The following is an 18,357-nucleotide window of genomic DNA, read 5'->3' as shown; positions in this document are numbered from 1 at the left end:
CTCACACTCCTTAAAAGTTACCGGTCGATTTGCTTCAGTTCCTGTCCGGCGATGAAACACGGGGCGCTACAGCCGTCCTGGCAGCAACCAAAAGACAGCCGCCTCCGAACAGGAGGCCCAACAGCCCATAAAGACTCCAACTCAGCTGGAAACCGACCCCGCTGATCAACGAGGCGCCCAGCCCTACGGATACCATCCTCGCCCCCGCCAGCACGATCGGAATAAGGGAAAAAAGACTGGCCTGGGTTTGCAATGTGGTTTTCTGTGAAATCAGCGCGGTGATGTAGGTAATGCCGAGAATCTCACCCAGCGTCCAGAAGAAAACAAACGACAGGATCAGAACTGTCTGCTCGAAAAAGGCATAGGCGCCAAATCCGATACCGTAAAAAACCGCAGCCAGGGACAGATTGGTGAGCGCCCCGAAACGCGACGTCAACGCTATCAGTGGTTGCGTCAACACGATCACCATCAACGCATTGACGATACCTACAGCACCGAACACGCTGGCGGCCTTCCCCGCCGTTACCACGTCAAGCCATAGAGGCAGCTGATATTCACGCTGCGCATCCAGCACCGACAACGCAAAGAACATTGCGCCCGCAACGATCACGATCCTTGGCACATCAACCAGTGCGCCGATGGAAGCCCTTCTGGCTTCAGGTACGGCGCTCTGGCGTTCCGGCAGAGCCAGAAAGATACTCGCCAAAAGGCACAACACACTCACGACCATCGCAAAAATCATCAGGTAGTGACTGTCCAGGCCGAGCAAATACCCACCAATCACGAACAGCAGCGCGCCCCCCAGATTGCTGGCCAGGTGTAAATAGCCAAAGTTGGCGACGCGATTGCTTTCATCCGCCGCCAAGGACGTGAGGACACTAAATACCGGCGTGATCAGGCCCGCACACAGCATGAACAGCAGCACCATCACAATGGATGCGATCGATGAGCTGAACAGTGCAGCAAACAACAAAAACACCGATGAACAAGACGAGGTACAGATCAATAGCACCCGGAAGGAACAACGACCGATCAGCACCCCGCCCAACAGATTGCCCAATAGATAGAACGCCGACATCAGCGTGATTACCAAGGCCACCGCCGAACTGTCGAGCTGGTAGTGGCGCTGGAAAAACAAAGCAGCAAAAGGCCCCAAGGCATTCGCCATGACGAACAGCAACCGAAGCAAAACGATATTGCGCATCCCTTCTGCCATACCGATCCTTTTCAGCAATCCCTTCACTTGAGAATCACCTCGACGCTGCGCAAGTGAGCAACGCTGGCAGCCGTACTGCCGCTGCCAAGCAATATTGCCATCAGGAATGTTTTGAGATCCGACGAAGCAGGAATGGCCACACGCAACATATTGTGGAGCAGGCCGAAGCTGTGGGGGTACTGCGAACAGTCGCTGACGCGAATTTTGGCCTGAGCGAAAGCGTTGGCCAGACGACCGTCGGACTGATCCTGCAACAGCAAAAAATTCGTATCGCTTTCGTATACGACGATCGCGTTGGCCCGACAGACTTCGATTATTTCACGCTTGATCTGCGCGAGTTTATCGTGAGCCCGCTGCAATGCTTCCCGGTTCTGCAAGCAGAACAGCGCAGCTTTCACCGCCACATGGTTTACATCCCAGGGTCCGCGCACCTTCATCAGTTCACGGATTGATTCCGGTCGCGTGATCACATACCCCAGACGCAACCCGGCAAGGCCAAAGTACTTTGAGAACGAACGGATGACGAACAACTGCCTGGCCGTGTTGAATGTATCCAGACACGAGTGTTGCAGGTACTCAAAGTAGCATTCGTCAACGATCATCGGCTTGTCTTGTCTTACACAAGTCTCGACAAGAGCTTTCAATTGCTCAGGATCAATACGTACGCCCAGAGGATTGTTGGGGTTACACAGGATCAGTCCCTGACAGGTTTGCAAAGCCTCGAGCACAGCCTCGGTCGGCAGCACGAATCTTTGGGCTTGTTTCTCGAAGCCCACGATCACCGGCGCCACGCCATTGACGTCGAGCATCTGGTAATAGAAGGAAAAAACCGGAGAAGGAACTACCACCCGATCCCCGGGCGAAAACACCGACCGTATCACCAGATCGATTGCCTGATCCGCCCCATTGGTCAACAGCAAGCTGTCGGTCGACACCTTGCAGTACTTTGCCAGCTCGCTAAGGAGTGGCTGATAATTGGGGTAGGTGAACAGATCCCGAGGCTTCAATTCGGTGGCCATGAACCGCGCCAGAAACTCATGTAGAAACTGGTTTTCATTCAGATCCAGCAACACCGACGAGAGATCGCGTTCCGGAGACTTCCATAATCCGGAACGCAAGATGTGTCCGTGAAACTTCATTTGTGCATCCCTCCGTAGATCACCTGTTCGCCGAGCTCATACATCTGCCTGACCTCTTCGTCGCTGGCATACACCACCGACTTCCCTGTGGCCGCCGATAAATACTGGCTCGTAATCAATCGACTGATTTCCGCAGTGAATGCCACGGCACGATGAAACGCCTCGGACAGGTCGCGGCCAAAACAGGTAATGCCATGACTGGGCATGACAATGCAGTTGGTGTCGCTGGCGCAGCGGCCAATGGCACTGACATCCAGTTCGACATTCACACCCTCACCAAGAATGCACGGTGGCTTGCCCATCACCAGTGCCGTGTCGTTCGACACGTACTCCATTTCACGCCATTGCATGACAGCGAAGAAGGAAATGACTTCATTGGGATGAAGATGCACCGTGGCATTGACATCAGCGCGACAGCGCATGATTTCCCGGTGCATCTGGTGCCCCAGGCTGGGTCTGAAACGACCGTGCAAAAGCTCATCGGACTGCATATCCAGCACAGCCAGATGTTCAAGACCGCACTCTTCCAGGGAGACGCCGCGGTGTTTGGTGTAGATCACTTCGCGCTGCCAGTATGCGCAGTGGCTTCGTACAGCGATATTGCCCAGCGTATTGACCAACAGCTGTCGCGCCGCCAAGCGCTGACCGTATTGAAGAATACTGCTGCCGATCGCCACGTCGAACCAGGCTGGCAACCCGGATCGGGAAGTTTCAAGTCCCGCCAGTTTTAATTCAGGCATATCCCTTTGCCTCCCCCCGATACGCAATCGGGATTGACCACGGTTTTGATCTTTGTCCCCTGTAGCAGACCCAGAATCGTTTCCAGGGCATTGGCCTTCAAATCGGCCAGAGAGCGTTCGCTGTAAAACGCGGCATGCGGCGTCAATAACACACGCTCATGTTCGATCAGGGCCTGGGGAGGTGCCGGTTCCTCCTGCACGACATCCAGCAGTGCCATTGACACTACCCCGGACTGCAGGGCCAGAAGCAGAGCATTGGTATCGACGATGCCACCTCGCGCAGTATTGACCAGGGTCGCACCGTGCTTCATCCGCGAAAATCGCGCATCGTTCATCAAATGCGCAGTGTCCGGATTAAGAGGCAAATGCAGCGATATGACATCGGCCGTATCGAGCAACGACTCCAGCGTGCCGCCCTGCGCAATACCTTCGACACAGCGCTCGACCCAAGGATCGTAAAAACAAATCCGGTAACCCAGGGCCACCGCTCTGCGCGCCAATGCTCGCCCTGTTGCGCCATAACCGATCAACCCCAGGACCGTATCTGCGCAGGCTTTGACCTCGCCAGTATGAGCTCGCCAGCTCCAGCCGCCCTGCCGGGTGTGCCTGGCGTAGTCGAGAAGCTTGCGCTGGGCAAAGAGAATCAACGCCATGGCGTGCTCCGCGACTTCCTCCGCCCCCACAGAGCCGATGTTGGAGCAAAGAATGCCTTTCGCGCTCAAAGCCTCGACATCCACATCATCAAGGCCAATGGTCGCCTTCACCAACGCGCGGCATCGATGCATCCTGGCCACCAATGGCGCGTCGATGACAACCGAATGAAAGGCGATGATCCCGTCGGCGCGGGCCAATTGTTCATCCGAGGGCCGGGATGTGACCTCCAGGCTATAGGGCTGATGCGCCGAACCCGAGACATACTCCCCAGGGTCGACATAATTCACTCTCCGCGAATCGATCATCAGAATATTCATGAGCTTCTCCTCCTTCCCTAGCAGTAGCATTGCCGATTCAAATTTCGCGCCTGGCAGCCCTCAGCCGCTGAGGTAGTCGCAGTGTTTGCCGATGTTCCGTGCCATGGCCACGTCATATAGGCAGGCAGCGACCACCATGTCCTGACTGGCGTGGCCGACGCTGCGGAAATAACTCAGACCTTGTTTATGCGTTACTGGCGAAGGCTGCTCGACGGCTAAAGCACCGATTTCCCGGATGTCCTTTACACCAATCACCGACAACGCCAACGCCTGAGCAATTTCGCCCGACTCACGACATGCGGCGTCCAAATGATCGACATGAACTTGAGCGTTGCCCAGTAACCGGGGATCGATCTCGCACGCCTGAAGCGTACTGCCACCAATGGCATTGATATGGGCATCGGATTTGAGCTGATGCACTCCAATCAAGGGCAGTGGACTGTCATGGGAGGTCGTCGTGCAGACTATGTCCGCATCAGCCAGCGCCTCCTCCATGCGGTTGACGGCCTCGACCGGCAGCGCAAGCACAATGGACAGGCGCTCGGCCAAAGCGACACTTTTGGCCAGGCAACGGGAAAATATCCTGACCTGCCCCAGATCTCTGATAGCGGCCATCGCCTTGGTATGCGCTGCGGCCTGAGCCCCAGCACCGATCACCGCCAGATTGAGTCGCTCCCGCGGGCAGAGCTTGTCCGTCGCCAGGGCACTCATGGCACTGGTACGAATCGCCGTCAGGGCTGCACTGTCAATCATGGCTAGCAACCTCCCGCTGTCGATATCGATCAGCAAAACCGCGCCATTGACCCCCGATAACCCATGCATAGCGTTGCCGGGATGAAACGACGACACTTTGATGCCCAGCGTCTGGCTTCCGGGCAAAAAGGCCGGCATGAACAAAGAGAATGCTTTCTGTCGCTCGTGTGTGATGATCGAACGTTGCGGAACCACAGGAGGCGAGAGTGCAAACCCCCGGTGGGCTTTTTCGAGTGCGCGAACAAGCGTTAGTAACTCGACACAACGCCCGATATCTTCGCGATTAAGAAGCAGCATGGCTTTTCCTTTTCCATCAAAGCTTTTCGAAGATACGGGCCATCCTCGAGCCGGCAGCACTCATGCTTGAGTGCCTCCATCCATCGACATCGCCATCCCGAGACGCCTAGCCGACCGGGTAGTCTTGGGAATGCCCTTGCTTGGGAACCAAAAAGGTGCGCAGGTAAGTGATCACGGGGGTGCCATCCTGCTTACGACCAATCACCCTGATGGTGACAATGCCTTGCCCCGGACGCGATCGGGATTCACGCTTGGAGACAACCTCGCTCTCGGCGTACAAGGTGTCGCCGACATAAACCGGATTTGGCAGACGAATTTCGTCCCAGCCCAGGTTTGCGATCGCCCGGGCACTCATTGTCGCTACCGTCATGCCGCTGATAATCGACAAGGTCACCGAACTGTTGACCAGCAATTTCCCGAATTCGGTGCGCTGGGCATAAGCAACGTCGATATGTGCAGGATGGTTGTTCATGTTCACCAGTGACTGCCAGATGTTGTCCAGCTCAGTCACAGTTCGGCCGGGGCGGTGCTCGAATACATCCCCCACCACAAACTCTTCGTAGTGCAAGCCATAAGACTCCCGGTAGCGATTTGCACCGATCCGTACATGGGCCGAAATCATCGGTTCCATAACCTTCTCCTCAAAGGCCCAGTTCCTGGGCGCGCTGGATAAGTTTCCTGGCTTGCTTCACAAACGGCGGTCCCACCATGAGGTTTTTCAACCGGGTGATTTTTTCACCACTGTTCTCCGCAGCCTGCACAACTGCCAAAGCATGTTCGTACTCAGCGATGGAAGGAGTGAACACATCATTGATGATGGGAATCTGCCTTGGGTGAATGGAGGTCTTGCCACTGAATCCCAACTCCCGGGTGTCCTGGCATTCCTTCAGCAGCCCCGCCTCGTCGTCGAGATTGAAGTAAGCGGTGTCGAACGCGGGAATACCCGCGGCGCTTGCGGCCGCGACGATGCTCCCACGGGCATGCAGGATGTTGCTCCAGCCACCGATCTGCACCCCCAGGCTGGCCGCATAGTCGGCGGAACCAAAGATCAGTCCATCGGCACTCGATGCAATGGCGTAAATATCCCGCAGACAGGCCGGTGTTTCGACGGTGACCAGTATTTTCGGACTTTCTCCATCACGACTTAAATTGGCGCGCACCACCTCTATCTCCGCCGCCGCTTCGGTCATTGCCAGGACAACGAACTCGGGCCGCTGGTCAAGTGATTGCACCAGCAGCAGATCGAGCAACCCTTGATTGTCCCGCAGAGGATTGATACGCAGTGCTGTACGCTGCGTAACACGGGAACGATAGAACTGTTCGACACACAACCGGGCTTCAGCTTTCCCAGAGAGCGGAACACCGTCCTCCAGATCAATCACCATGACATCCGTCAGAGCACTCTTGGCGTATTGCTCAGGGTGCAAGGCGGAGCAATACAGCAAACTTCTTGGTGTGGGATTGGACATCGCAACCTCTCAACGCTGGACAGGTTTCAGGTTCAGACGGGCCTCTTTGACCGCTGCCTGGACAGCGGAGCAGAAGCTCCGGACATCTTCTTGGGACATGTCTGCACGCATCATCACGCGCAAACCGGATTTGTTCCTGGCCACGATGGGAAAGAATACTGCCGAGGTGTAATACCCGCGTTTGAAGACACCCTCCGAAACAGAAATCGCCATATCCGGACTGTCTAATGGGATAACCCGAATCGGTAGACCCGACCCCGCGTGCTCCGTCGCAAACAAGCTGTCGAACAGGCGAATATTGGCACTAAGCTTCTGCTGCAAAACGCCAAGCTCACTGGTCTTGTGAATATCCAGAGAAGCCATGGCAGCGCCTATAGCGGCGGGATTCACATATTGCGAATAGGACATTGGCCCGCCAAAACGACGGAAAATCTTCTGATAGTTGGCCTTCTCCGACATGAATATACCGCCTCCATTGGCGCCAAATGCCTTGGCCAATGAATAAACCAACAGGGTCCGCGGATTGAGCTCAGGCAGGAAAGTACGAATATAACCCTCACCCCGCTCGCCATAGGCGCTCAATGAATGAGAGTCATCGAAGTAGAGAAACAGCCCAAACTTGCTCTGCAAAGCCAACAGCCGCTCAATAGGCGCACTTCCTCCCATACTGTAAGCACCGTCAGCAACATACGCGACCAAAGGATGACGCTTGCACATATCCTCGATGAAATCGACATCATTGTGATTGCAAGTGACAACCTGCGTTTCATCACCGCAGATGGCCTTGACCTGGTTCAGTGCAAAATGGGCATGTTTATCAAAGATCAAAAAGGGGCGCTGGCCATCAGTAAACATACCGGCTGCCAGCAGGGGAAGAGACGCGACGATGCCCGCGCTGCAGGAAGTCGCTGTGAATGCTCGACAATTGAAATGGGCAGATAAGGCGTCTTCAAGCTCATCGAGTTCTTTCAACCTTATTCGGATACGCGAAGTGGGCAAATTCACGGTACCGCAACTCAGCACATAATCTGCAGCACGTCGCGCCAGACGTTCATCGACCTCAAGCCCCAAATATGAACAAGAGCACATATTCATGAATTCATGACCGTTCTGGTCTTGCATGCGCCCCTGTCGAGTATGCTCGATACTCAAATCGGTAAGCCCCGACTCTTGTGCAAGCCCCCAGGAGGGATTACCCATTTCGACGGATCTGGCAGTGTTGATATATTTATTTTTTTGCTCTGACATACACGACCTCTCTATGACCGATGACACATGAAGAGCCAGTACAACAGCAAAATTCAATACACCAGCCACTTCATGCCAGCCCAATTAGCCTTACACACTCATTTCTTTCCGGCAACTCAGAAAAGTCTGTAATTTACGAATGAAAGTTCCGTAGGAATTTTCGCCAAAACCAAACCGAAATACTAACAAAGCTTCAACAGATAGATATTTACGCAAGTGCAATCCTGATGAGAAATTATACCCAACGCCGCTCTGAATTATCATGTAACAAACCAAGATAGTTTTGTTAGATCCCACGCCAGCAAAATGCAGATCCCTCTCTATATTCAAACGTTACGCCTACTTGAACTATTTGCACCCAACCACCAAACGGAGGCTCCTTCATGGAAGGAAGATTAAAAGGTAAGCGAGCTCTAATAACAGGCGCATCGGCAGGCATTGGAAGAGCAATAGCCGAAGCTTTCGTTGCGCAGGGGGCCGACGTTTTCATTACCGCACGCACTGATGAAGCCGGCGCGCGTGCAGTTATTGAAATAGCCGAGCGTCTTGAACAGCGGGCCAGTTTCATGCTAATGGATGCCGAAAGCTGTAGCGTAAATGCGCTCTTCGAGAAAGCGCACGCAGACATCGGACCGATAGATATACTTGTCAATAATCCCGCATTCATAACCCGCACTCCATTTCTGGAGCTGAGCGGCGATGAGTACGAACGCACCCTTGCAGTCAACCTCCGCTTCCCCTTCTTTGCAACTCAACGCTTTGCAAAAGATTGCATAGCACGCAAACAGGGCGGCAGCATCATTAACATTTCATCGGTCAGCGCCTTCAAGGCAGTCAGCCGAATGTCAGCGTATCAAGCCAGCAAGGCAGCACTGTCGATGCTTACACGAAGCTGTGCCTTGGAACTGGCTCCCTATGGCATCAGGGTCAACACCCTTTCACCTGGACTGACCGCCACCAACGGCAACGCCAACCAGTGGCGGGACGCTCCAGAGCTATGGCAGAACAGAAAAAAAGAGATTCCAATGCAGCGCGCCGGAATTCCCTCGGATATGACGGGCGCTGCCATCCTCCTGGCATCCGATGAGTCATCATGGATGACCGGTGCTGATCTGGTAATTGATGGGGGGCACAGCTGTATTTAGAGAACCTTAAAGTCGCAGCAGACTTTATGTTTTTTTCCTATTGGCACGAGGCATAGCAAGGTCGTACCTGTCGCCTCTGATCTGCTTGGCCTAAACAACTGGCCGTTGCGGACCGAAAGCCAACCGCAACGCCGCACATCTGATACCCCGACCTGGTTCGGGGCGTTTTTGCCTGAGATATACAATCACCGCCGAACCCTGTGGGAGCGGGCTTGCCCGCGATTACGGTGGATCATCAAGCGCATGGTTGGCTGACACACCGCCATCGCGGGCAAGCCCGCTCCCACAACGGGCGATGGTGATTCAGGGAAAAACATTGTTCCAGAGCAGTTTCTCGCTCGGAAAACCAAGGTAAAAATGCCCCGTCCGCTGCTCGCAGTAGCGCGCATGTAAGACAACTTCCCGACCACTCACCCGTTAAACAGTTTGAAAACCGACTCAAACAATATTGATTATCATTTGGCGACAACTATGTTCGTTACATTCCCTACAAAACATAATTGATGAAAACCCTGCTAATGCCCGCATCGCATGGGCTGCGGGGCTTTGGAGGTGCGCTATGTCCTTATTCCTATAAATAATTTCGCTATAGGAATTTTACTTGCCGGGTGTTTAGCCATAAAATCAGCGGGATTGATTGCTGCGACATATCGTCACTGCTTTTGTTTCTTTTCAAGCTCAGAGACCTTTGCTCTCTGTTAAGGATTACCAGCATGCCCGAAGCGACAGGACTCATGGCCCACAACTGGGGCTTTGCCATTTTCCTTCTAGGCGTTGTCGGCCTCTGTGCCTTCATGCTGGGCGTCTCCAGCCTCCTCGGGTCAAAAGCCTGGGGCCGCAGCAAAAACGAACCGTTCGAGTCCGGCATGCTACCTACAGGTGGCGCCCGCTTGCGGCTCTCAGCCAAATTCTATCTGGTCGCGATGCTCTTCGTGATCTTCGATATCGAAGCCCTCTTTCTCTTTGCATGGTCTGTGTCCGTCCGCGAAAGCGGCTGGACCGGATTCGTCGAAGCTCTCGTTTTCATAGCAATTCTGTTGGCAGGCCTTGTCTACCTATTCCGAGTGGGCGCCCTTGACTGGGCTCCGGAAGCTCGGCGCAAGCGGCAAGCGAAGCTGAAACAATGAGGCTTTGGCAATGCAATACAATCTCACCAGGATCGACCCCGATGCTCCTAACGAGCAGTATCCGATTGGCCAGCGGGAAACCGTTTCCGATCCGTTAGAAGATCAAGTCCACAAAAACATTTTCATGGGCAAGCTCGAAGACGTGCTCAACGGCACGATCAACTGGGGGCGCAAGAACTCCCTGTGGCCGTATAACTTCGGTCTTTCGTGCTGCTACGTGGAAATGACCACCGCCTTCACGGCGCCCCACGACATCGCGCGCTTTGGCGCCGAAGTTATCCGGGCATCGCCGCGCCAGGCGGATTTCATGGTTATCGCCGGTACCTGCTTCATCAAGATGGCGCCGATCATTCAGCGTCTCTACGAGCAAATGCTCGAGCCTAAATGGGTCATCTCCATGGGTTCGTGCGCCAACTCCGGTGGCATGTACGACATCTACTCCGTCGTTCAAGGGGTGGACAAGTTCCTGCCCGTGGACGTCTACGTGCCTGGCTGCCCGCCCCGCCCTGAAGCTTTCCTGCAAGGCCTGATGCTGTTGCAGGAGTCGATTGGCCAGGAGCGTCGCCCACTTTCCTGGGTCGTTGGCGATCAAGGCGTGTATCGCGCCGAGATGCCTTCCGAGAAGGAAAAGCGCCGCGAACAGCGTATTCAGGTAACCAACCTGCGCAGCCCCGACGAAGTCTGATCCAGATCTGCTTCTTATATAGAACGAGAACCTGGCTTCATTCTTTACGTTGACCGAAAGCGATAAATAACCATGACTACAGGCAGTGCTCTGTACATCCCGCCTTACAAGGCAGACGACCAGGATGTGGTCGTCGAACTGAACAACCGTTTTGGCCCGGAGGCGTTCACCGCCCAGCCTACCCGCACCGGCATGCCGGTGCTTTGGGTTGCCCGCGCCAAACTCGTCGAAGTCCTGACTTTCCTGCGTAACCTGCCCAAGCCGTACGTCATGCTCTATGACCTGCACGGCGTGGACGAGCGTCTGCGCACCAAGCGTCAAGGGCTGCCGAACGGCGTCGACTTCTCCGTGTTCTACCACTTGATGTCGATCGAACGTAATAGTGACGTAATGATCAAGGTCGCCTTGTCCGAGAGCGACCTCAGCCTGCCGACCGTCACCAGCATCTGGCCGAACGCCAACTGGTACGAGCGTGAAGTCTGGGACATGTTCGGCATCGACTTCAAAGGCCACCCGCACCTGTCGCGCATCATGATGCCGCCGACCTGGGAAGGTCACCCGCTGCGCAAGGACTTCCCGGCGCGCGCCACCGAGTTCGATCCGTTCACCCTGAACCTGGCCAAGCAGCAGCTCGAAGAAGAGTCCGCGCGCTTCAAGCCGGAAGACTGGGGCATGAAACGCTCCGGCCCGAACGAGGACTACATGTTCCTCAACCTCGGCCCGAACCACCCTTCGGCGCACGGTGCGTTCCGCATCATCCTGCAGCTGGACGGTGAAGAGATCGTCGATTGCGTACCGGACGTCGGTTACCACCACCGTGGTGCCGAGAAAATGGCCGAGCGTCAGTCGTGGCACAGCTTCATCCCGTACACCGACCGTATCGATTACCTCGGCGGCGTGATGAACAACCTGCCGTACGTGCTCTCGGTCGAGAAGCTGGCCGGCATCAAGGTACCGGAGAAGGTCGACGTCATCCGCATCATGATGGCCGAGTTCTTCCGAATCACCAGCCACCTGCTGTTCCTGGGTACCTACATCCAGGACGTCGGCGCCATGACCCCGGTGTTCTTCACCTTCACCGACCGCCAGCGCGCCTACACGGTGATCGAAGCCATTACCGGTTTCCGCCTGCACCCGGCCTGGTACCGCATCGGTGGTGTCGCCCACGACCTGCCGCGCGGCTGGGAAAAGCTGGTCAAGGACTTCGTCGAGTGGATGCCCAAGCGTCTGGACGAATACCAGAAAGCCGCCCTGGACAACAGCATCCTGCGTGGCCGCACCATCGGCGTCGCCGACTACAACACCAAAGAGGCCCTGGAATGGGGTGTCACCGGTGCCGGTCTGCGTTCGACCGGTTGCGATTTCGACCTGCGTAAAGCGCGCCCGTACTCGGGCTACGAGAACTTCGAATTCGAAGTGCCGCTGGCCGCCAACGGCGATGCCTACGACCGCTGCATCGTGCGCGTCGAGGAGATGCGCCAGAGCATCAGGATCATCGACCAGTGCCTGCGCAACATGCCGGAAGGCCCGTACAAGGCGGATCACCCGCTGACCACGCCGCCGCCGAAAGAGCGCACCCTGCAGCACATCGAAACCTTGATCACGCACTTCCTGCAGGTTTCGTGGGGTCCGGTCATGCCGGCCAACGAATCCTTCCAGATGATCGAAGCGACCAAGGGCATCAACAGTTATTACCTGACGAGCGATGGCGGCACCATGAGCTACCGCACCCGGATTCGTACCCCAAGCTTCCCGCACCTGCAACAGATCCCTTCGGTGATCAAAGGCAGCATGGTCGCGGACTTGATTGCGTACCTGGGTAGTATCGATTTCGTTATGGCCGACGTGGACCGCTAAGCATGAACAGCACGCTTATCCAGACAGACCGTTTCGCCCTGAGCGAAACCGAGCGCTCGGCCATCGAGCACGAGTTGCATCACTACGAAGACCCGCGCGCGGCGTCGATCGAAGCCCTGAAGATCGTCCAGAAGGAACGTGGCTGGGTGCCGGACGGCGCCCTGTACGCCATCGGCGAGATCCTCGGCATCCCGGCCAGCGACGTTGAAGGCGTGGCTACTTTCTATAGCCAGATCTTCCGTCAGCCGGTCGGCCGTCACATCATTCGCGTCTGCGACAGCATGGTCTGCTACATCGGCGGCCACGAGTCCGTGGTCAGCGAAATCCAGAGCAAGCTCGGCATCGGCCTGGGTCAGACCACCGCCGACGGTCGTTTCACCCTGCTGCCGGTCTGCTGCCTCGGCAACTGCGACAAGGCGCCGGCGCTGATGATCGACGACGACACGTTCGGTGATGTGCAGCCAGCAGGCGTTGCCAAATTGCTCGAGGGCTACGTATGACCCTGACTTCCTTCGGTCCAGCCAACCGCATCAAGCGTTCGGCCGAGACTCACCCGCTCACCTGGCGTCTGCGCGACGACGGCGAAGCCGTATGGCTCGACGAGTACCAGGCCAAGAACGGTTACGCCGCTGCGCGCAAGGCCTTCGCCGACATGGCCCAGGACGACATCGTCCAGACCGTGAAAGATTCCGGCCTCAAGGGTCGTGGCGGAGCAGGCTTCCCCACTGGCGTGAAGTGGGGCCTGATGCCCAAGGACGAATCCATCAACATCCGCTACCTGCTGTGCAACGCGGATGAAATGGAGCCGAACACCTGGAAAGACCGCATGCTGATGGAGCAACTGCCCCATCTGCTGATCGAAGGCATGCTGATCAGCGCCCGCGCGCTGAAAACCTACCGTGGCTACATCTTCCTGCGTGGCGAATACACCACCGCCGCCAAGCACCTGAACCGTGCCGTGGAAGAAGCCAAGGCAGCGGGCCTTTTGGGCAAGAACATCCTGGGCAGCGGTTTCGATTTCGAGCTGTTCGTCCACACCGGTGCCGGGCGTTATATCTGCGGTGAAGAAACCGCACTGATCAACTCCCTCGAAGGCCGCCGCGCCAACCCGCGCTCCAAGCCGCCCTTCCCTGCCGCCGTGGGCGTGTGGGGCAAGCCGACTTGCGTGAACAACGTCGAGACCCTGTGCAACGTGCCGGCGATCATTGCCGACGGCGTGGACTGGTACAAATCCCTGGCCCGCGAAGGCAGTGAAGACATGGGCACCAAGCTCATGGGCTTCTCCGGCAAGGTCAAGAACCCGGGCCTGTGGGAATTGCCGTTCGGCGTCACCGGCCGCGAGCTGTTCGAAGACTACGCCGGTGGCATGCGCGACGGTTACAAGCTCAAGTGCTGGCAGCCAGGCGGCGCCGGGACCGGCTTCCTGTTGCCGGAACACCTGGACGCACAAATGTACGCCGGCGGCATCGCCAAAGTGGGTACCCGTATGGGTACCGGCCTGGCCATGGCGGTGGACGACAGCGTCAACATGGTGTCCCTGCTACGCAACATGGAGCAGTTCTTCGCCCGCGAATCCTGTGGCTTCTGCACCCCGTGCCGCGATGGCTTGCCATGGAGCGTCAAGCTCCTGATGGCCATCGAGAACGGTGAAGGCCAGCCAGGCGACATCGAGACCCTGCTGGGCCTGGTCGGTTTCCTCGGCCCGGGCAAGACCTTCTGTGCTCACGCACCGGGCGCCGTGGAGCCGTTGGGCAGCGCAATCAAATACTTCCGTCCAGAGTTCGAAGCCGGTATCGCGCCTGTCAGCGCCGCCGTCCCGCCTCTGGCAAGGCCGATCGTAGTCGGCGCGTAACTGCTTAAAAAGGCGAAGGGTCCGTGCCCTTCGCTTTTCGTGTGATGACGCCGTAAGCGGCTGTGTTGATTCACGCGAATGACAAGATTCCATTAGCCACGCCCGCTGACACCGGGCCAACGAAGAACTTTGAACCATGGCCACTATCCACGTAGACGGCAAAGAGCTCGAAGTCGATGGGGCAGACAACCTGTTACAGGCATGTCTGTCGCTAGGCCTCGATATCCCTTATTTCTGCTGGCACCCTGCCCTGGGCAGCGTTGGCGCTTGCCGCCAGTGCGCGGTCAAGCAGTACACCGACGAGAACGACACCCGTGGTCGCATCGTCATGTCCTGCATGACCCCTGCCACCGACAACACCTGGATCTCCATCGAAGATGAAGAGTCCAAGGCGTTCCGCGCCAGTGTTGTTGAATGGCTGATGACCAACCACCCTCACGACTGCCCGGTCTGTGAGGAAGGTGGTCACTGCCACCTGCAAGACATGACGGTAATGACCGGCCACAACGAGCGCCGTTACCGTTTCACCAAGCGTACCCACCAGAACCAGCAACTGGGCCCGTTCATTTCCCACGAAATGAACCGCTGCATCGCTTGCTACCGCTGCGTGCGCTTCTACAAGGACTACGCCGGCGGCACCGATCTGGGTGTATTCGGCGCCCACGACAACGTGTACTTCGGTCGCGTTGAAGACGGCACCCTGGAAAGCGAGTTCTCCGGCAACCTCACCGAGGTCTGCCCGACCGGTGTGTTCACCGACAAGACTCACTCCGAGCGCTACAACCGCAAGTGGGACATGCAGTTCTCGCCGAGCATCTGCCATGGCTGCTCCAGCGGTTGCAACATCTCTCCGGGCGAGCGTTACGGCGAACTGCGCCGCATCGAAAACCGTTTCAACGGTTCGGTGAACCAGTACTTCCTGTGCGACCGCGGCCGTTTCGGCTATGGCTACGTCAACCGTGAAGACCGTCCGCGTCAGCCGCTGCTGGCCAATGGCACCAAGCTGAGCCTCGACGAAGCGCTGGATAAAGCCGCCGACCTGCTGCGCGGTCGCAACATCGTCGGCATCGGTTCGCCACGCGCCAGCCTCGAAAGCAACTACGCGTTGCGCGAACTGGTCGGCGCCGAGCACTTCTATTCGGGTATCGAAGCTGCCGAACTGGAGCGCATCCGCCTGGTCCTGCAAGTGCTCAAGGACAGCCCGCTGCCAGTGCCGAACATGCGCGACATCGAAGACCACGACGCCGTGTTCGTCCTCGGTGAAGACCTGACCCAGACGGCTGCGCGCATGGCCCTGTCCCTGCGTCAATCGGTCAAGGGCAAGGCCGAAGACATGGCCGACGCCATGCGCGTCCAGCCTTGGCTCGACGCCGCGGTGAAGAACATTGGCCAGCACGCGCTGAACCCGCTGTTCATCGCCAGCCTGGCTGAAACCAAGCTCGACGACATCGCCGAAGAATGCGTTCACGCCGCTCCAGACGACCTGGCCCGCATCGGTTTCGCTGTGGCCCACGCCCTCGACGCCAGCGCACCGGCCGTTGAAGGCCTGGACGCTGAGGCCCTCGAGCTGGCCAAGCGCATTGCCGACGCCCTGCTTGCGGCCAAGCGCCCACTGATCATCGCCGGTACTTCCCTGGGCTCCAAAGCCCTGATCGAAGCGGCCGCGAACATCGCCAAGGCCCTGAAGCTGCGCGAGAAGAACGGTTCCATCAGCCTGATCGTGCCAGAGGCCAACAGCCTCGGCCTGGCCATGCTCGGTGGCGAATCGGTCGACGCTGCGCTGCAAGCCGTAATCGATGGCAAGGCCGACGCCATTGTCGTGCTGGAAAACGACCTGTACACCCGTACCGACAAAGCCCGTGTCGATGCCGCGCTGACCGCCGCCAAAGTGCTGATCGTCGCCGACCATCAGAAGACTGCCACCAGCGATCGCGCGCACCTGGTGCTGCCAGCCGCCAGCTTTGCTGAAGGCGACGGTACCCTGGTCAGCCAGGAAGGTCGCGCTCAGCGCTTCTTCCAGGTCTTCGATCCGAAGTACATGGACGCGAGCATCCTGGTTCACGAAGGCTGGCGCTGGCTGCATGCCCTGCGCGCCACCCTGCTGAACCAGCCGATCGACTGGACCCAGCTGGACCACGCCACCGCCGCTGTCGCTTCCAGCACACCGGTCCTGAACCGCATTGTCGACGCCGCACCGTCCGCCGCGTTCCGCATCAAGGGCATGAAGCTGGCCCGTGAACCGCTGCGCTACTCCGGTCGTACCGCCATGCGCGCCGACATCAACGTGCACGAACCGCGTACCCCGCAGGACAAGGACACCGCGTTCGCCTTCTCCATGGAAGGTTACTCGGGTTCGGCCGAACCGCGTCAGCAAGTGCCCTTTGCCTGGTCTCCGGGCTGGAACTCGCCGCAAGCCTGGAACAAGTTCCAGGACGAAGTCGGTGGTCACATCCGCGCTGGCGACCCGGGCACCCGCCTGATCGAAAGCACCGGTGACTCGCTGAACTGGTTCGCCAGCGTTCCGCGCGCGTTCAACCCGGCTCCAGGCACCTGGCAGGTCGTGCCGTTCTTCCACCTGTTCGGCAGCGAAGAAAACTCTTCGAAAGCCGCTCCGGTCCAGGAACGCATTCCGGCGGCCTACGTTGCACTGGCCAAGTCCGAAGCCGACCGCCTGGGCGTCAACGACGGTGCCATGCTGAGCCTGAACGTGGCCGGCCAGACCCTGCGTCTGCCGCTGCGTATCAATGAAGAGCTGGGCGCAGGCCTGGTGGCATTGCCTGCGGGCATCGCCGGCATTCCGCCAGCGATCGCAGGCAAATCCGTTGACGGTCTGCAGGAGGCAGCTCAATGACCTGGTTCACTCCTGAAGTGATCGACATCATCATCACGGTCCTCAAGGCCGTGGTGATTCTGCTCGCCGTGGTGGTTTGCGGTGCCCTGCTGAGCTGGGTCGAGCGTCGTTTGCTCGCCCTCTGGCAGGACCGTTACGGTCCGAACCGCGTCGGCCCGTTCGGCGCGTTCCAGATCGCCGCCGACATGATCAAGATGTTCTTCAAGGAAGACTGGACGCCTCCATTCGCCGACAAGATGATCTTCACCCTGGCACCGGTCGTGGCCATGAGCGCCCTGCTGATTGCCTTCGCGATCATCCCGATCACCCCAACCTGGGGCGTGGCGGACATCAACATCGGCATCCTGTTCTTCTTCGCCATGGCTGGCCTCTCGGTCTACGCGGTGCTGTTCGCCGGCTGGTCGAGCAACAACAAGTTCGCCCTGCTGGGCAGCTTGCGTGCCTCGGCGCAAACCGTGTCGTACGAAGTGTTCATGGGCCTGTCGCTGATGGGCATCGTGATCCAGGTCGGCTCGTTCAACATGCGCGACATCGTTGAATATCAAGCGCAGAACCTGTGGTTCATCATTCCGCAGATCTTCGGCTTCCTGACCTTCTTCATCGCCGGCGTGGCCGTGACTCACCGTCACCCGTTCGACCAGCCGGAAGCGGAACAGGAACTGGCCGACGGTTACCACATTGAATACGCCGGCATGAAATGGGGCATGTTCTTCGTCGGCGAGTACATCGGCATCGTGTTGATTTCGGCGCTGCTGGTGACCTTGTTCTTCGGTGGCTGGCACGGTCCGTTCGGACTCCTGCCGCAGATCCCGTTCATCTGGTTCGCACTGAAAACCGCGTTCTTCATCATGATCTTCATCCTGCTGCGCGCTTCGATCCCGCGCCCACGGTATGACCAAGTGATGGATTTCAGCTGGAAGTTCTGCCTGCCGCTGACCCTCGTCAACATGCTGGTGACCGCTGCGATCGTGTTGCTCAACACGCCCGCCGTCGCGGCTCAGTGAGGA

The 18,357-nt window shown here is 57.7% G+C and carries 16 protein-coding genes; 8 read left to right on the top strand and 8 right to left on the bottom strand.

Going from position 1 to position 18,357, the window contains the following annotated elements:
• Nucleotides 1-34: 34 nt before the first annotated feature.
• From Q8X48_RS16535 to Q8X48_RS16500, 8 genes are all read right to left on the bottom strand, one after another.
• Nucleotides 35-1,243, bottom strand: coding sequence for an MFS transporter (locus tag Q8X48_RS16535; protein ID WP_227698116.1), 1,209 nt, complete (start codon nt 1,241-1,243; stop codon nt 35-37).
• Nucleotides 1,240-2,355, bottom strand: coding sequence for a pyridoxal phosphate-dependent aminotransferase (locus tag Q8X48_RS16530; RefSeq protein WP_015094384.1), 1,116 nt, complete (start codon nt 2,353-2,355; stop codon nt 1,240-1,242). Before Q8X48_RS16530 ends, Q8X48_RS16535 begins: the two co-directional genes overlap by 4 nt.
• Nucleotides 2,352-3,095: a class II aldolase/adducin family protein gene (locus Q8X48_RS16525; protein WP_015094383.1), complete on the bottom strand. Its 744-nt coding sequence runs from the start codon at nt 3,093-3,095 to the stop codon at nt 2,352-2,354. The genes Q8X48_RS16530 and Q8X48_RS16525 overlap by 4 nt, the downstream gene beginning before the upstream one ends.
• Nucleotides 3,083-4,066, bottom strand: a complete 984-nt coding sequence (locus Q8X48_RS16520) for a C-terminal binding protein (protein WP_015094382.1) — start codon at nt 4,064-4,066, stop codon at nt 3,083-3,085. The genes Q8X48_RS16525 and Q8X48_RS16520 overlap by 13 nt, the downstream gene beginning before the upstream one ends.
• 60 nt (nt 4,067-4,126) lie before the next feature.
• Entirely contained in the window at nt 4,127-5,116 is a 990-nt protein-coding gene (locus Q8X48_RS16515) for an ornithine cyclodeaminase family protein (RefSeq protein ID WP_407801175.1), read from the bottom strand.
• Nucleotides 5,117-5,222: 106 nt separating this feature from the next.
• Nucleotides 5,223-5,747, bottom strand: a complete 525-nt coding sequence (locus tag Q8X48_RS16510) for a MaoC family dehydratase (RefSeq protein WP_407801174.1) — start codon at nt 5,745-5,747, stop codon at nt 5,223-5,225.
• 10 nt (nt 5,748-5,757) lie between these two features.
• Nucleotides 5,758-6,585: an HpcH/HpaI aldolase/citrate lyase family protein gene (locus Q8X48_RS16505; protein ID WP_015094379.1), complete on the bottom strand. Its 828-nt coding sequence runs from the start codon at nt 6,583-6,585 to the stop codon at nt 5,758-5,760.
• Nucleotides 6,586-6,594: 9 nt separating this feature from the next.
• On the bottom strand, nt 6,595-7,833 hold the full coding sequence (locus Q8X48_RS16500) for an aminotransferase class I/II-fold pyridoxal phosphate-dependent enzyme (RefSeq protein ID WP_407801173.1): 1,239 nt from the start codon (nt 7,831-7,833) through the stop codon (nt 6,595-6,597).
• Nucleotides 7,834-8,216: 383 nt separating this feature from the next.
• On the opposite strand from Q8X48_RS16500, the gene Q8X48_RS16495 reads away from it, so the two are divergent.
• The 8 genes from Q8X48_RS16495 (at nt 8,217) to nuoH (ending at nt 18,354) form a co-directional block, all read left to right on the top strand.
• Entirely contained in the window at nt 8,217-8,978 is a 762-nt protein-coding gene (locus tag Q8X48_RS16495; protein WP_407801172.1) for an SDR family NAD(P)-dependent oxidoreductase, read from the top strand.
• Between the two features lie 713 nt (nt 8,979-9,691).
• The gene (locus tag Q8X48_RS16490; protein ID WP_003223812.1) at nt 9,692-10,105 is read left to right on the top strand and encodes an NADH-quinone oxidoreductase subunit A; all 414 of its coding nucleotides are present in this window, start codon (nt 9,692-9,694) and stop codon (nt 10,103-10,105) included.
• A gap of 10 nt (nt 10,106-10,115) precedes the next feature.
• Entirely contained in the window at nt 10,116-10,790 is a 675-nt protein-coding gene (locus Q8X48_RS16485) for a NuoB/complex I 20 kDa subunit family protein (protein WP_007970441.1), read from the top strand.
• A 72-nt stretch (nt 10,791-10,862) separates the two neighbouring features.
• Complete coding sequence (nuoC, locus tag Q8X48_RS16480; protein WP_007981273.1) at nt 10,863-12,647, top strand: NADH-quinone oxidoreductase subunit C/D; 1,785 nt, start codon at nt 10,863-10,865, stop codon at nt 12,645-12,647.
• 2 nt (nt 12,648-12,649) lie between these two features.
• Complete coding sequence (nuoE, locus tag Q8X48_RS16475) at nt 12,650-13,147, top strand: NADH-quinone oxidoreductase subunit NuoE (RefSeq protein ID WP_007970445.1); 498 nt, start codon at nt 12,650-12,652, stop codon at nt 13,145-13,147.
• On the top strand, nt 13,144-14,499 hold the full coding sequence (gene nuoF / locus Q8X48_RS16470) for an NADH-quinone oxidoreductase subunit NuoF (protein WP_095966502.1): 1,356 nt from the start codon (nt 13,144-13,146) through the stop codon (nt 14,497-14,499). Before nuoE ends, nuoF begins: the two co-directional genes overlap by 4 nt.
• 136 nt (nt 14,500-14,635) lie before the next feature.
• Entirely contained in the window at nt 14,636-17,350 is a 2,715-nt protein-coding gene (nuoG, locus tag Q8X48_RS16465) for an NADH-quinone oxidoreductase subunit NuoG (RefSeq protein WP_407801171.1), read from the top strand.
• On the top strand, nt 17,347-18,354 hold the full coding sequence (gene nuoH, locus Q8X48_RS16460) for an NADH-quinone oxidoreductase subunit NuoH (protein ID WP_095966504.1): 1,008 nt from the start codon (nt 17,347-17,349) through the stop codon (nt 18,352-18,354). The genes nuoG and nuoH overlap by 4 nt, the downstream gene beginning before the upstream one ends.
• Nucleotides 18,355-18,357 lie beyond the last annotated feature (3 nt).

Origin of the sequence: Pseudomonas sp. QLc11A (assembly GCF_052112305.1) — a bacterium.
Taxonomy (GTDB): Bacteria; Pseudomonadota; Gammaproteobacteria; order Pseudomonadales; family Pseudomonadaceae; genus Aquipseudomonas; species Aquipseudomonas laurylsulfatiphila.
Note: the sequence above shows the minus strand (reverse complement) of the source record. Positions and strands in the feature narration are given on the sequence as shown.

Excerpts from the sequence above, each read along its gene's own strand:
- Q8X48_RS16530 (WP_015094384.1), bottom strand. The coding sequence starts at position 2,355 with ATGAAGTTTCACGGACACATCTTGCGTTCCGGATTATGGAAGTCTCCG.
- Q8X48_RS16525 (WP_015094383.1), bottom strand. The coding sequence starts at position 3,095 with ATGCCTGAATTAAAACTGGCGGGACTTGAAACTTCCCGATCCGGGTTG.
- Q8X48_RS16520 (WP_015094382.1), bottom strand. The coding sequence starts at position 4,066 with ATGAATATTCTGATGATCGATTCGCGGAGAGTGAATTATGTCGACCCT.
- Q8X48_RS16515 (WP_407801175.1), bottom strand. The coding sequence starts at position 5,116 with ATGCTGCTTCTTAATCGCGAAGATATCGGGCGTTGTGTCGAGTTACTA.
- Q8X48_RS16510 (WP_407801174.1), bottom strand. The coding sequence starts at position 5,747 with ATGGAACCGATGATTTCGGCCCATGTACGGATCGGTGCAAATCGCTAC.
- Q8X48_RS16505 (WP_015094379.1), bottom strand. The coding sequence starts at position 6,585 with ATGTCCAATCCCACACCAAGAAGTTTGCTGTATTGCTCCGCCTTGCAC.
- Q8X48_RS16500 (WP_407801173.1), bottom strand. The coding sequence starts at position 7,833 with ATGTCAGAGCAAAAAAATAAATATATCAACACTGCCAGATCCGTCGAA.
- Q8X48_RS16495 (WP_407801172.1), top strand. The coding sequence starts at position 8,217 with ATGGAAGGAAGATTAAAAGGTAAGCGAGCTCTAATAACAGGCGCATCG.
- Q8X48_RS16490 (WP_003223812.1), top strand. The coding sequence starts at position 9,692 with ATGCCCGAAGCGACAGGACTCATGGCCCACAACTGGGGCTTTGCCATT.
- Q8X48_RS16485 (WP_007970441.1), top strand. The coding sequence starts at position 10,116 with ATGCAATACAATCTCACCAGGATCGACCCCGATGCTCCTAACGAGCAG.
- nuoC (WP_007981273.1), top strand. The coding sequence starts at position 10,863 with ATGACTACAGGCAGTGCTCTGTACATCCCGCCTTACAAGGCAGACGAC.
- nuoE (WP_007970445.1), top strand. The coding sequence starts at position 12,650 with ATGAACAGCACGCTTATCCAGACAGACCGTTTCGCCCTGAGCGAAACC.
- nuoF (WP_095966502.1), top strand. The coding sequence starts at position 13,144 with ATGACCCTGACTTCCTTCGGTCCAGCCAACCGCATCAAGCGTTCGGCC.
- nuoG (WP_407801171.1), top strand. The coding sequence starts at position 14,636 with ATGGCCACTATCCACGTAGACGGCAAAGAGCTCGAAGTCGATGGGGCA.
- nuoH (WP_095966504.1), top strand. The coding sequence starts at position 17,347 with ATGACCTGGTTCACTCCTGAAGTGATCGACATCATCATCACGGTCCTC.